11 protein-coding genes are annotated in these 12,722 nt (G+C 73.9%); 9 read left to right on the top strand and 2 right to left on the bottom strand.

From position 1 onward, the window contains the following. Nucleotides 1-111: 111 nt before the first annotated feature. Nucleotides 112-1,188 (bottom strand): helix-turn-helix domain-containing protein, encoded by a 1,077-nt coding sequence (locus tag ACFWPQ_RS04395; RefSeq protein WP_384029806.1) that lies wholly within the window; start codon nucleotides 1,186-1,188, stop codon nucleotides 112-114. Between the two features lie 621 nt (nucleotides 1,189-1,809). Between ACFWPQ_RS04395 and otsB the strand changes: the two genes are divergently transcribed. The 7 genes from otsB (at nucleotide 1,810) to ACFWPQ_RS04430 (ending at nucleotide 8,828) form a co-directional block, all read left to right on the top strand. Beyond that, nucleotides 1,810-2,724 carry a trehalose-phosphatase gene (otsB, locus tag ACFWPQ_RS04400; RefSeq protein ID WP_384029808.1) on the top strand — a complete coding sequence of 305 codons (915 nt, stop codon included), beginning with the start codon at nucleotides 1,810-1,812 and terminating at the stop codon, nucleotides 2,722-2,724. Then, on the top strand, nucleotides 2,721-3,695 hold the full coding sequence (locus ACFWPQ_RS04405; protein ID WP_384029810.1) for a ParB N-terminal domain-containing protein: 975 nt from the start codon (nucleotides 2,721-2,723) through the stop codon (nucleotides 3,693-3,695). The genes otsB and ACFWPQ_RS04405 overlap by 4 nt, the downstream gene beginning before the upstream one ends. A gap of 284 nt (nucleotides 3,696-3,979) precedes the next feature. After that, nucleotides 3,980-5,194: an acyl-CoA dehydrogenase family protein gene (locus ACFWPQ_RS04410; RefSeq protein ID WP_384029812.1), complete on the top strand. Its 1,215-nt coding sequence runs from the start codon at nucleotides 3,980-3,982 to the stop codon at nucleotides 5,192-5,194. A gap of 55 nt (nucleotides 5,195-5,249) precedes the next feature. After that, entirely contained in the window at nucleotides 5,250-6,326 is a 1,077-nt protein-coding gene (locus ACFWPQ_RS04415; RefSeq protein WP_384029814.1) for a zinc-binding dehydrogenase, read from the top strand. Nucleotides 6,327-6,448: 122 nt separating this feature from the next. Further along, on the top strand, nucleotides 6,449-7,951 hold the full coding sequence (locus ACFWPQ_RS04420; RefSeq protein WP_384029815.1) for a trehalose-6-phosphate synthase: 1,503 nt from the start codon (nucleotides 6,449-6,451) through the stop codon (nucleotides 7,949-7,951). Between the two features lie 52 nt (nucleotides 7,952-8,003). Then, nucleotides 8,004-8,249, top strand: coding sequence for a hypothetical protein (locus tag ACFWPQ_RS04425; RefSeq protein ID WP_384029817.1), 246 nt, complete (start codon nucleotides 8,004-8,006; stop codon nucleotides 8,247-8,249). A 60-nt stretch (nucleotides 8,250-8,309) separates the two neighbouring features. Then, on the top strand, nucleotides 8,310-8,828 hold the full coding sequence (locus tag ACFWPQ_RS04430) for a flavin reductase family protein (protein WP_384029819.1): 519 nt from the start codon (nucleotides 8,310-8,312) through the stop codon (nucleotides 8,826-8,828). A 24-nt stretch (nucleotides 8,829-8,852) separates the two neighbouring features. Here the strand turns inward: ACFWPQ_RS04430 and ACFWPQ_RS04435 are convergent, their stop codons facing one another. Then, nucleotides 8,853-9,458: a CGNR zinc finger domain-containing protein gene (locus ACFWPQ_RS04435; RefSeq protein ID WP_384029821.1), complete on the bottom strand. Its 606-nt coding sequence runs from the start codon at nucleotides 9,456-9,458 to the stop codon at nucleotides 8,853-8,855. Nucleotides 9,459-9,628: 170 nt separating this feature from the next. Between ACFWPQ_RS04435 and ACFWPQ_RS04440 the strand changes: the two genes are divergently transcribed. Further along, nucleotides 9,629-10,936, top strand: coding sequence for an MFS transporter (locus tag ACFWPQ_RS04440; protein WP_384029823.1), 1,308 nt, complete (start codon nucleotides 9,629-9,631; stop codon nucleotides 10,934-10,936). Nucleotides 10,937-11,125: 189 nt separating this feature from the next. Then, nucleotides 11,126-12,655 (top strand): GMC family oxidoreductase, encoded by a 1,530-nt coding sequence (locus ACFWPQ_RS04445; protein ID WP_384029825.1) that lies wholly within the window; start codon nucleotides 11,126-11,128, stop codon nucleotides 12,653-12,655. The last annotated feature ends 67 nt before the right edge of the window (nucleotides 12,656-12,722 follow it).

Consider the following 12,722-nt stretch of genomic DNA (forward strand, 5'->3'; position numbering starts at 1 on the left):
CATTCTGGGGCGGTCGTGCTGGGGGGGGTGGCCTATCCTGCCCCCCCGCCCCCCACGTTTCGGCCGGTTGGGGGCGCCCCGTGGGGGGCCCCCCCTTCCGCGTTCCGCGACCTACTCGGCGGGTGCGTCGAACCAGCCGCGGCGCTGGGCCTCGGTGCCCGCGGCGAAGCGGGTCTCGGCGGCGAGCTCCTCCATGAACTCGCTGATCCGGCGGCGCACGGTGCGCGGGGTCAGCCCGAGGCGCCGGGCGATCGCCTCGTCCTTGAGGCCCTGCCGCATCAGCGCGGCGATCTCGTGCCGCTGCCCCTCCCGGTCCCCGTAGCCGGAGGAGCCGGAGAGCGTCAGCGGCCGGGCGTCGCGCCACAGCAGCTCGAAGTAGTGGCGCAGCGCGTCCACGGCGACCGGCGAGGTCAGGTGCAGGGCCGCGCTGGAACCGGTCGGGGTGAGCGCGAGCAGGGCCTGGGCGCCGTCGGTGACCTTCATCTTCATCTCCAGCCGCGGCAGCAGCCGTATCTCCTCCCCGGCCGCGGCACAGCGCTCGATGATCCTGGCGCCCACCGGGTCGCTCAGGAAGGCGGACTCGTAGATGCTGCGGTGCCGTACGCCCCGGGCGATCGAGGCGGCCGTGGGCGGCTGTGCGGAGCCGTCCGACAGGGGCAGGTCGTAGCGGAACGTCTCCAGTGTCAGATGCTCCGCGGTGGCCGCCGTGCCGATGGTGTTGGACAGGGCCGCGATGTCGTCGGAGTCGGTGAGCACCCGGGCCAGCCGGTGCGAGGTGGCCGCCTGCGCCTGCCGGTGCGCGAGCCGGCGTATCTGTGCGGCCTCCCGCTGGGAGCGGGCGACGATGTCGTACTGGGCGTTGAGTTCGTGCTGCTTGTGGGCGAGCGCCGCTTCCAGGGCCGGTAACGGGGCCGCCGCCGCGAGGACCGGCGGGTCGTGCGGCAGGACGTGTGCGAGGCCCAGGTCCAGCAGCCGGACGGCGCTTCCCGCGCAGCCGAGCCGACGGTCGGCGTCCGCCAGCGGAACTGGACCATCCGTTTCGGCCAGGGTCCGGTAGCTCGCCGCGATGTCCGGACTCGTGAGCGCCGTCAGCGTGCCGACGGTCTGGTCGAGGAGCTCCGAGGCCGCGGTGGAGAGGCCTGGGGATCTGTCAATGAGCCGTGCGTCTCCGGGTGGCCTGCTGTCCACAATCTTCCTCCCCGTTTGCTTCATTGAATTCTGTACATCCGGGTAGGGTCCGTACGGCCCCCCCGAATCTGCCGGATGGTAGTCCGGAATACCGGACGGGAGTTGTCTCCGCAGGTCGGCGGGGTGCGGGCGGAGGGGCGGCGGTTGCCGCCGCGGACCGGAAGCCCCGCGTCCGGGTGGGACCGGAACGGATCGACGGCGGGCGGCGGACGCGGAGTTGGCCGCTTGTGTCCGATCGGCCACAACTTCCCCTGGTCTTCGAAGTCGGCGCCCTGTGAACTCGCCACTGCGCAGAAGTACGTGTGAAAACGCGACGGGGGATGTCCGAGCATGTACAGCAGCAGCACGACCGTGGCCGAAAGCGCGCCGAAGGCGACGCCGTCGCGGCCGCCCGGCACCGATCTCCGGTGTCTTCGGTACTGCCCACCCATGTGACGCCTTCTCACCCGAGGTCTCGTTCCTCGCCTATGTGAACCTCCGCGCCTCCCTCCGCACCGGTGACCGATGCCCGCCGCCGGCGGCCGGCCGTCCGGGCGAGGGCCACCAGCCGTGGACCGCTGATGTTCCCGGCTGTCTCAGCGCCCGTCATCCCGCATGTGGACGCCAACGGAGACACCGCCCATGACCAGCACGTCATCGCTTCGCCCTGTCCGCACGCCGGACGAAGAGCTGTGGCCGGCCCTACGCAAGGCCGGTACCACGGGAATCACACCCGCGGGTTCCGAGGGCCTGAGGGCCCTCCTCGACCGCCCCGAGGAGGCGGTCGTCGCCGTCGACTTCGACGGCACCCTCGCCCCGATCGTCACCGACCCCGCCGCCGCCCGCCCGCTGCCGCAGGCCCTCACGGCCCTCGTCACCCTCGCCCGGCACGGGATGCGTGTGGTGATCGCGACCGGCCGCCCGGCCGGATACGTGGTGGCCGCGGCCGCCCTGCGCACCGGCGCCGGCGCACCGCGGATCACCGTGCTCGGCCACTACGGCCTGCAGCGCTGGGACTCGGCCACCGGCCGGCTGCGCACCCCCGCGCCGCACCCGGCGATCGACCGGTTGCGCCGGCAACTGCGCCCGCTGGTGGCCCGGCACGGCACCGGCGCCCGCATCGAGGACAAGGCGCACAGCATCTGCGTGCACACCCGGGGCTGTCCTGACCCCGGCGCGGCCCTGCGGCTCCTGGCACCCCCGGTGCGCGCACTGGCCGACGACCTCGGGCTGCGGGTCGAGGCGGGGCGCCTGGTCCTCGAAGTAAGGCCGGACGGGGTCGACAAGGCCACGGCCCTGACCGGGTTCCTCGCCGAACGGCCCGCGCACGCCGTGCTGTACGCCGGCGACGACCTCGCCGACCTCCCCGTGCTCCGGCTGCTGGCCCGGCGCCGCGCCCAGGGCCGGCCCGCCGTCACCGTCTACAGCGCGCCCGCCGGTCCCGGCGAGGCGGTGCCGGAGCTGCGGGACCACTGCGACCTGCGGGTGCCCGGTCCGGCCGGGGTGGCCGCGCTGCTCGCCGTCCTCGGCCGGGGAGTCGTGGACCGCCGGCCATGACGACACCCCCACCCCCCACCCGGCCGGACCCGGTACCGTCCCCGGTGGAGAGCGTGCCGGTCGCCGCACTGGCGCCCGCCGACTCCCCCCGGGCCGAGGACGTGGACCTGGCCTACGCCAGGTCCCTCATGGAGCTCGGCGAACTGCCCCCGATCCTGGTGAACCGCCGCACGCTGCGGGTCGTCGACGGCATGCACCGGCTCACCGCGGCGATGCTGGCGGGCCGCCCGGAGATCGAGGTGCGGTTCTTCGACGGCGACGAGCGGGAGGCGTTCGTGGCCTCCGTACGGGCGAACCTGCACCACGGGCGGCGGCTCAACCAGCAGGAGCGGTCGGCGGCCGCCCGGCGCATCCTGGCCGCCTACCCCGCGTGGTCGAACCGGGCGATCGCCCAGGCCACCGGCCTGTCCACGAAGACCGTCGCGACGCTGCGACAGCGTTCATCCGGGAACGGACCCCAGTTGAACACCCGGGTGGGACGGGACGGCCGGGCCCGCCCGGTGGACCCCGCCGCCGGCCGGGAGCGCGCGGCCGCGTACCTGCGCGGGCATCCGGAGGCGTCACTGCGCCGGATCGCCGCCGCGGCCGGGGTGTCGGTGGGCACCGCCCGGGACGTGCGGGCGCGGATGGAGCGGGGCGAGGACCCGGTCCGGGCACGGCGGAACACCGCCGGCGCCGAGCCCCTGCCGCTGGCCGCGGTCGGCCCCGCCGACGCCCCGGCCCGCCCGGTGCGGCGGCGCGTCCTGGCCAAGGACCCCCTCGCCGTGCTCGCCCGCGACCCCTCGATCCGCTTCTCCGACCCCGGACGGCACCTGCTGCGCATGCTCGACAACCGTGCGCTCGTCGGCGCCGAGGGCGCGGTACTGGCGGACGCTTTGCCCGGCCACTGCCGGGCCGCGCTGATCGCCGCCGTGCACCAGCACATCGACCTGTGGCTGGCCTTCGCCGGCCTGCTGGAACAGACAGGCTGACCCTCCCACGCCCGTCCAGGGGCGGCCCGCGAAGTCTCCTGCGGGCCGCCCTTCTCCGCTGCCCGGAACGTCGTGCCACGGGGTGCCCGTCGGCTCCCCGTGCCGCCTCGGCCCCGCTCCCTTTGCCGTGTCTTTCCCGCCCCTTGCCGTCCCCGCGTGCCGCTCTTTGCCGTGTGCGGGCCGGGGCCGGGGCTGTCGGTCCGCGGGCCCTCCTACCGGCTGGTTTCCCGTATTGAACACGTGTTTGTGCTGCCTACGCTCCGAGCGACCTGAAGGAGGTGGGTATGGACCACGACCACGAGGGCGAGGAGTTCCTCGCCCTGCTCGACGGGAAACCCGTGTCGGCTCCGACGGCCGACTGGCTCGGCCGTGTCGACGCGATCGCCCCCGTCATCGAGAAGTGGCGCGAGGAGGGCGAGCGGCAGCGGTTCTCGCCGCTCCCGGTGTTCGAGGCACTGCGGGACGCCGGGTTCCCCCGGATGCTGGTCTCCCGTGAACTGGGCGGTGCCCAGGTGCCGTTGGAGACCGGGTCGCAGGCGCTGCAGGCACTGGCCCGGCTCGATCCGGCGATCGCCTGGCAGATGGGGGTGCAGGCGGCCATCGGCCGGATCTCGGACTACCTGCCGGAGCCGCAGGCCCGTGAACTGTTCCAGGACCAGGACGCGTTGGTCGTCGGCTCGGTCAACCCGACGGGGACGGCCGAGGCGGTCGACGGCGGCTACCGGCTCTCCGGCCGCTGGGGCTTCGCCAGCGGTTCGGCGCACGCCGCCTGGCTGGTGTGCGCGGCCCGTGTCACCACCGGCGGCGCACCCCGCACCACGGACGGGGGCGGGCCGGAGATCCGGATGCTGTTCGTGCCGAAGTCCGCCGTACGGATGCTGGACACCTGGCACACCCTCGGCCTGCGCGGCACCGGCAGCGAGGACTACGAGGTCGACGACGTGTTCGTCGCCGGGCAGTACACCGTCGACCAGCGGGACATGTTCGCCGCACCGCCCGCCCGCCCGTCCCGCGGCTACGCCATCAGCTACTACGACTTCGGGCTGTTCGGCTCGTCGTCGACCGTGCTGGGCGCGGCCCGCGGCGCGCTGCGCGAGTTCCAGCGGCTCGCCCTGGCCAAGCGGCCGGCCGCGGGCACCACCACGCTGGCCGCAGGCCACACCGTGCAGGACCGGTACGCCCGCGCCGAGGCGAAGGTACGGGCCGCGCGGCTGCTGCTCGCGGACGCGGGCTGGCACGCCGAGCAGTACGGCGAGACCGGCGGCGACGCGCTGAGCGCCACGGTCCGGCTGACCGCGGCGACCGTGGCCGAGCTGAGCTGCGCGGCGATCACCTCGCTGTTCACGGTGGCGGGCACCTCCTCGCTGTACGCGAGCAGCCTGCTCGAACGCTACTTCCGCGACGCCCACTCGGCCGCGAAGCACATCACCCTCTCGCCCACCAACGTCGAGATGGCGGGCCAGTACCTGCTCGGCGGCGGCCTCGCCATGCGCCGCTGACCTGCCCCGGTACCGGCCCCACTTCCGCAACCGCGACCTGCCCGGAAGGACAACCATGCAGACCATGAAGGCCCTTCAGCTCCTCGCCCCGCGCCAGACCGTGCTCGCCGACGTGCCGCGCCCGGCGGCGCCCGCCGACGGCCTGCTGCTGCGCACCCGCTGCGTGTCGATCTGCTCGACCGACATCTCCTTCTTCGAAGGGCATCTGTTCCCCTCCGAGTACCCGGTGATCCTGGGGCACGAGTACCTCGGCGAAGTCGTCGAGAAGGGCCCGGAGTTCGCCCGCTCCGACATCGCGATCGGCGACCGGATCGTCTACTGGGGGCAGACCGACTTCGGTGGTTTCGCCGAGTACCGGTCGCTGCGCCCGGTCTTCTCCGGCGAGGTCAAGGAGGACGTGTTCTGGGCCGACCGCAACTTCAACGACGACCTGCGGGCCGCCGCCGTGAAGATCCCCGACGCCCTCGACGACCTGCAGGCCTCCTTCATCGAGCCGACCACGGGTGCCCTGCGCTCCCTCCTGGGCAACCCGCCGAAGATCGGCGACAGGGTCCTCATCATGGGCACCGGCCCGATCGGCATCATCGCCGGCAGCGTCATCAGGCGCCTGTTCGCCCCGAACCAGGTGGTGTCCGTCGACGCCAACCCGATGCGCAACCAGCACGCCACGGAACACTTCTCCGAGCGTGCCTACCTGCCCGAGGAGCTCATCGCCGAGGTCGCCGAGAACACCTTCGACTACGTCTTCGACGCGCTGCCCACCGTGCGCGTCGAGGACGAGGAGAAGGACCCCCGGCGGGTCGCGATGCGCCGGCTCAAGCCCAAGGGCCGGTACGTGCTGTACGGGGCCTCCCAGGAGATGCAGAAGTTCGACACCTGGCTGATGCTCGCCAAGGGCATCAACATCAGCGCCTCGCCCTTCGACGTCACCGCGTTCCCGATGCACCACTCCGCGAACGTGATCCAGACGGCCATGCAGATGCTGCTGTCCGGCATCGTCGACGGCAGGCGCCTGCTCTCCACCGTGCACAGCTTCCGGGACTACGAGGGTCTCGTCGAGATCTTCAAGAACTACCGGAGCACGACTGACCTCAAGACGATCGTCGACTTCCGCGAAAGCGCTCCGCTGTAGGGGCCGTGTGTCAACTGCGGGTCCGTTGTGGCTGGTCGCGCCCACGCGGCGGAGCCGCATGGCGAACGCAGCCCCGCGCCCCTTTGGGGCGCGGTTACCCCCCGTAGAAGGGAAAGCAGGACGTGGATACGCACAGGATCCGTCAGCCCGGCGCGTCCGACGCGGACTTCGTCGTCGTCGCCAACCGTCTCCCGGTCCACCTGGACGCCCAGGGCCCGGACGGGCCGCGCTGGCGGCGCAGTCCGGGGGGACTGGTCAGTGCCCTCGAACCCATCCTGCGCACCCGCCGGGGCGCCTGGGCGGGCTGGGCCGGCACCACCGCCGACAGCGCCCCCGCGGACCTGCCCGACCAGGACGTCCGGCTGCACGCGGTCCCGCTGGACGAGACCGAGTACCGGGAGTACTACGAGGGCTTCTCGAACACCACGCTGTGGCCGCTCTTCCACGACGTGGTGGTGCCACCCGACTTCGACCGCGGCTGGTGGCAGAGCTACCAGCGGGTGAACCAGCGCTTCGCCCGGCACGCGGCGGCCCTCGCCGCCCCGGGGGCCACCGTCTGGGTCCAGGACTACCAGCTGATGCTCGTCCCCGAACTGCTGCGCGCCCTGCGGCCCGACGTACGGATCGGCTTCTTCCTGCACATCCCGTTCCCGCCGCCCGAGCTCTTCCTCCAGCTGCCCTGGCGCAGCCAGATCGTCGACGGCCTGCTCGGCGCCGACCTGGTCGGGTTCCAACTGCCCGGCGGCGCACAGAACTTCCTGCACCTGGTACGCCGGCTGCGGCGGGCGGAGAGCGTCGGCCACGCACCCCGCTCGTCCGTCCTCGGCACCGTCCTCGTGGGCGACCGCGAGGTCCGCGTCGGCGCCTTCCCGATCTCGGTCGACGCGGCCGGTCTGGAGGAGCTGGCCCGCGGCGAGACGGTACGGGAACGGGCCCGGCAGATCCGCCGGCAACTGGGCGAGCACCGCAGGATCATGCTGGGGGTCGACCGCCTCGACTACACCAAGGGCATCGACCAGCGGCTGCGCGCCTTCGAGGGACTCCTCGCCGACGGCCGCGCCACCGCCCGGGACACCGTCCTCGTCCAGATCGCCACCCCCAGCCGGGAGCGCGTCGAGCACTACCGGCGCCTGCGCTCCCGCATCGAGGCCCAGGTCGGGCACATCAACGGCACCTTCGGGCAGGTCGGCCAGGTCCCGGTGCACTACCTGCACACCACCGTCGACCGCACCGAACTCGCCGCCCTCTACCGGGCCGCCGACGTCATGCTGGTGACACCGCTGCGCGACGGCATGAACCTGGTCGCGAAGGAGTTCGTCGCCGCCCGCCCCGACCTGGGCGGCGCGCTGGTGCTCAGCGAGTTCGCGGGCGCCGCGCAGGAACTCACGAGGGCCCTGCTGGTCAACCCGCACCACCGGCACGAACTCCAGGACGTCATGGCCACCGCCCTCACCCTGGACCCGGCGGACGGCCGGCGCCGTATGCAGGAGCTGCGCCGGCACCTGGGCGAGCGGGACGTCCACCACTGGGCCCGCTCCTTCCTCACCGCCCTGGGCGGCGCCGGACACGGCTCGCTCCTCCCGGACACCACCGGCGACCCGGCACCCCACGCGAGCGTCGCCTGACGCCCTGACGCCCTGACGCCCTGACGCCCTGACAAAAAAGGACGTATCCCTCATGGCCCGTCCAACGCCGCACGCTCGCAAGGCCGTTGTCCCGGCCGTCTTCGAGGTGCTGGCCAAGACCGGCCCCGGGCGCGGCGGCCCGGTGCACGCGGTGGTCTTCACCGGCCGCCGCTACGACACCGGAGGCCGCGGCGAGTACCTGCGTGCCACCGTCCGGCCGGCCTGCCGCCGCGAGGACATCGGCCCGGAGTTCCGCGCCCGGCTGCGGCACTTCGCGGCGGCGGAACTCGCCGGCTGACCCGCCGCACCCACCATCGTCGCTCTGACCGAGACCACGCCCGAGGAGGCGCCGTATCCCATGTCCGTCGCTGCCGAAGAAGCTGCCGAGGAAATCGGCTTCACCCGCGCCATGTCCCGGGTCCCCGGCCCGGTGGTCGTCACCACCACGGTCGACGACAGCGGACGCCGCTGGGGATTCACCGCGAGTTCCTTCGTCTCCCTCTCCCTCGACCCGCCGCTGGTGACGGTGAGTCTGGACAAGAAGGCCAGTACGCACGCCGCGTTCGCGGTCGCCGGCCACTTCATGGTGAACGTCCTGGCGCACGACCAGTCGGAGATCGCCCGGCGGTTCGCGACCTCGGGCGTAGACCGGTTCGCCGCGGGCGACACCGAGCCCCTGGAACGCGGACTGCCCGGCATCCCCCGGGCGGTGGTCCGGCTGGCCTGCCGGATGCACGAGGTCGTGGACGGCGGCGACCACAGCATGCTGGTCGGCCGGGTCCTGGACTGCGTCACCTCCCACGAGCGGGAGGCGCTGGTCTACGTCGACCGGGGCTTCGTCCGCCCCGCCGCACCCCCTGCCGCCGGTCCCCGCTGAGCCGGCGGCCGGGGCGACGGCCCGTCAGGCCCCGGTCGGGCTGGTGTGCCTGGTGCGCCAGGTCTGCTTCTTGGCCTGGTTGCCGCAGGTCTCCATCGAGCACCAGCGGCGGTTGCCCGGGCGGGACGTGTCGAGGAACCAGGCGGCGCAGTGCGGTCCGGAGCAGGCCCGCACCCGGTCCAGGGCGGGCGAGGTCGCCAGCGCGAGCGCGTCGCGCGCGATGTCGGCGAGGACCGCGCCCACCGGGTCCGCGGCGGTCCAGGTCATCGTGCCCTCCGCGGCGAGCACGGGGACCGGGGGCGCCGCGGCGGCGGCCCGGTTCAGCAGCTCCCGTTCCCCGGGCGGGCAGCCGGCCGGGCCGGCGGGCGAGCGGGCCGCGGTCAGCAGCGCGTGCACCGCCTCCCGCAGTGCCTGTGCCTCGCGGAGCACGTCCGGTGCCGGGGCCGGGACGGCCGTGCCGTCGGGATAGGGGCCCAGCTGGGCGACCCAGGCGGTCAGGGCCTCGGGGGTGTCCAGTTCCTCGGTGGCGCCGTCCATGCCGCGCAGCCGGAGCGTGCGCATGAAGTCCAGGCAGATCCGGCCCGCGCCGCTGCGGAAGCGGGGGGCCGTGGGCGCGGGCGTGTCGGGCATGAGGACCACCCTACTTCGGGACCGGTTTTACTGGTACCGTCGAGGAACCGGTTAAAACGGTTCCATGCGGAGCTCGCGGCTCCGCCTCTCTTCTCGGCTCCCCTCTCAGCACTTCTCAGCTCTTCTCAGCACTTCCCTGTCTCTGTCCCCTTCCTCGCCAGAGGTGTGTCGTGTCCGCTGGGCCTCCCTCCGCTCCCTCCGCTCCCTCGCCCTCCTCGCCGACGCTGAGCCGGCGCCTGATCCTGCTGCTCTCCGTCGCCTGCGGCGTCGCGGTGGCCAACATCTACTTCCCGCAGGCGATCAGCCCGCTCATCGCCGACGACCTGCACGTCTCCCCGGAGTCCGCGGCCGTCGTGGTCACCTGCGCCCAGCTCGGCTACGCGGCCGGCATCTTCCTGCTGGTCCCGCTCGGCGACCGGCTGCGCCACCGCGGCCTGGTCACCACCCTGCTGCTGGTGACCTGCGCCGGCCTGGTGCTCGCGGGCACCGCCACCGCCCTGCCGGTCCTCGCCGTCGCCAGCGCGCTGGTCGGCCTGACCACCGTGGTGCCGCAGATCCTCATCCCCATGGCGGCCGGCCTCACCGCGCCGGAGCGCCGCGGCGCGGTCACCGGCACCCTGCTGTCGGGCCTGATCGGCGGCATCCTGCTGGCCCGCACCTTCTCCGGCACCCTCGGCGAGTGGCTCGGCTGGCGCGCCCCCTACCTGGTCGCCGCCGGCCTGGTCCTCGTCCTCACCCTGGCCCTGGCCGCCGCGCTCCCCACCACCACCCCGAGCACCGACCAGCCCTACCCGGCCCTGCTCGCGGCCTCCCTGCACCTGCTGCGCACCGAGCCGCAGCTGCGCCGCTCGGCCCTCAACCAGGTGCTGGTCTTCGCCGCCTTCAGCGCCGCCTGGACCGCCCTCGCGCTGTACATCACCGGCCCGGCCTACCACCTGGGCACCCCGGCCGTCGGCGTGCTCGCCCTGGTGGGCGCGGCCAGCATGTTCGCCACCCCGGTCGCCGGGCGCCGCACCGACCGCCAGGGCCCCGACGCCGTCAACCTGGTGTGCATGGTGGGCGCCATCGCCGCCGGCGCCCTGCTGCTCACCGGTCACCTCGGCGGCGCCGCCGGTCTGGTCGGCCTGGGCGCGGGCATGCTCCTGCTCGACGTGGCCATGCAGTCCGGCCAGGTCGCCAACCAGGCGCGCATCTTCGCGCTCCGCCCCGAGGCCCGCGCCCGCCTCAACACCGCGTACATGACCTGTGCGTTCCTCGGCGGCAGCGCCGGTTCCTGGCTGGGCGTGCGCGCGTACTCCGCCTTCGGCTGGAACGGCGTCTGCGGCCTGGTCATGATCCTGGCCGGTCTCGCCCTCCTCCGGCACGTGCTGCGCGCCCGCCCGGCCGCGGCCCCGGAGCCGGAGCAGGCCACCGCCCCCGCCTCCACCGCCCCCGCCTCCACCGCCTCGCCCTCCGACTCCGCCCCCGCGGCCCGCTGACGGACCGCCCGCCGGGGCACCCAGCAGTCGCCCCGTCACCCCCCTCAGCACTCTCCGCACACACGAAGGAGCTGTCATGGCCGACACCCCGCGCCGCAAAGGCACCGCCCGGGACCGCCGGAAAAGCACCACCTGGGGCCTGACCACGCCCCCGGACGGCACCGCCCAGGGCCGAGAGGCGGTCGCCCGGTGAGCCGGTGGGACTACGTCATCGTCGGGGCCGGTTCCGCCGGCTGCGTGCTCGCCGACCGGCTCAGCGCGGACGGCACGGCCCGGGTCCTCCTCGTCGAGGCGGGCACAGGGACTCCGGAGACCCGCCCCGAGGTGCAGGTGCCGATCCTCTTCCCGCGGCTGTTCGGCGGCGACCTGGACTGGAACTTCAGCACGGTGCCCCAGCCCGGCCTGGGCGACCGTGAGATACCGATCCCGCGCGGCAAGGCGGTCGGCGGCTCCTCGGTGATCAACGCCCAGCTGTGGACCCGCGGCCACCGGGCGGACTACGACGGCTGGGCGCAGGCGGGCCTGGACGGCTGGGGCCACGACGACCTGCAGCCCTACTTCGACCGCGCCGAGCAGCGGATCAGCCTCTCCGGACTGCGCTATCCGCTGCCCGTGACCCCGGCCTTCGTCGACGCCTGCGCGCGCCTCGGGTACACCCCGGCCGCCGAGGTCCAGGAGGGGTACGCCCTGGCCCGCGCGACCCACCGCGACGGCCTGCGGCACAGCTCCGCCGACGCCTATCTGACACCGGCCCGGGAGCGGCCCAACCTGACCGTCCTCGCGGACACGCTGGTGCGCCGGGTGCTGTTCGAGGGCACGCGGGCGGTCGGGATCGAGGTCGAGGGGGAGTCGGGCACCGAGACCCTGCGCGCCGAACGCGACGTCATCCTGTCGGCCGGCGCCGTGGGCAGCCCGCACCTGCTGCTGCGGTCCGGCGTGGGCCCCGCCGGGGAACTCGCCCGGCACGGCGTCCCGGTGGTGCGGGACCTGCCGGGGGTGGGCCGTGACCTGACGGACCATCTGCTCGTCCCGCTGGCCTTCGAGGCACAGGGCTTCTGGTCGCCCGGTTCGGGCACCTCGCCCGAGCAGATCGACCAGTACCTGCGCGACCGCCACGGCTCGCTGGACTCGATCATCTCCGAGGCGCTGCTGTTCCTGCGCACCCGGGAGGAACTCGACGCCCCCGACGTCGAGATCGTCCACCTGGTGGTGCCGCTGGGCGAGCACCAGCGGCCCGCCGCGCACGGCATGGCCCTGGGCGTCATCCTCATGCGCCCGCACAGCCGCGGCACCGTCACCCTGCGCAGCGCTGACCCGTACGACGCCCCGCTGATCGACCCCGGCTACCTGAGCGACGAGGCGGGGGAGGACCTGGGCACCCTGGTCGCGGGTGTCCGCGCGGCCCAGCGGATCCTCCGCCAGCCCGACCTGGCGCAGTGGCTGGGCAAGCCGCTCACGGACGGCGCGCTCTCCGAGGACCTCGACGACATCACCGCGTACATCCGCGCCACCGGCGGCAGCATCCACCACCTGGTGAGCACCTGCCGGATGGGCACGGACGAACTCGCCGTGGTGGACCCGGCGTTCGCGGTCCGGGGCGTGAGCGGTCTGCGGGTGGTGGACGCCGCCGCGATGCCCAGCCTCGTACGGGCGCACACCCACGCTCCCGTGACCGTGCTCGCCGAACGCGCCGCGGACGTACTCCTGGGCGGGCGCTGAGCGACGGACTTCGAGCCGCCCCGGCCGGTGATTCCCCCGCCCGGCCGGGGTTCCGGCGTGCCCGGGC

Origin of the sequence: Streptomyces sp. NPDC058464 (assembly GCF_042721035.1) — a bacterium.
GTDB lineage: Bacteria > Actinomycetota > Actinomycetes > Streptomycetales > Streptomycetaceae > Streptomyces.

Excerpts from the sequence above, each read along its gene's own strand:
- ACFWPQ_RS04405 (WP_384029810.1), top strand. The coding sequence starts at position 2,721 with ATGACGACACCCCCACCCCCCACCCGGCCGGACCCGGTACCGTCCCCG.
- otsB (WP_384029808.1), top strand. The coding sequence starts at position 1,810 with ATGACCAGCACGTCATCGCTTCGCCCTGTCCGCACGCCGGACGAAGAG.
- ACFWPQ_RS04425 (WP_384029817.1), top strand. The coding sequence starts at position 8,004 with ATGGCCCGTCCAACGCCGCACGCTCGCAAGGCCGTTGTCCCGGCCGTC.
- ACFWPQ_RS04435 (WP_384029821.1), bottom strand. The coding sequence starts at position 9,458 with ATGCCCGACACGCCCGCGCCCACGGCCCCCCGCTTCCGCAGCGGCGCG.
- ACFWPQ_RS04415 (WP_384029814.1), top strand. The coding sequence starts at position 5,250 with ATGCAGACCATGAAGGCCCTTCAGCTCCTCGCCCCGCGCCAGACCGTG.
- ACFWPQ_RS04430 (WP_384029819.1), top strand. The coding sequence starts at position 8,310 with ATGTCCGTCGCTGCCGAAGAAGCTGCCGAGGAAATCGGCTTCACCCGC.
- ACFWPQ_RS04410 (WP_384029812.1), top strand. The coding sequence starts at position 3,980 with ATGGACCACGACCACGAGGGCGAGGAGTTCCTCGCCCTGCTCGACGGG.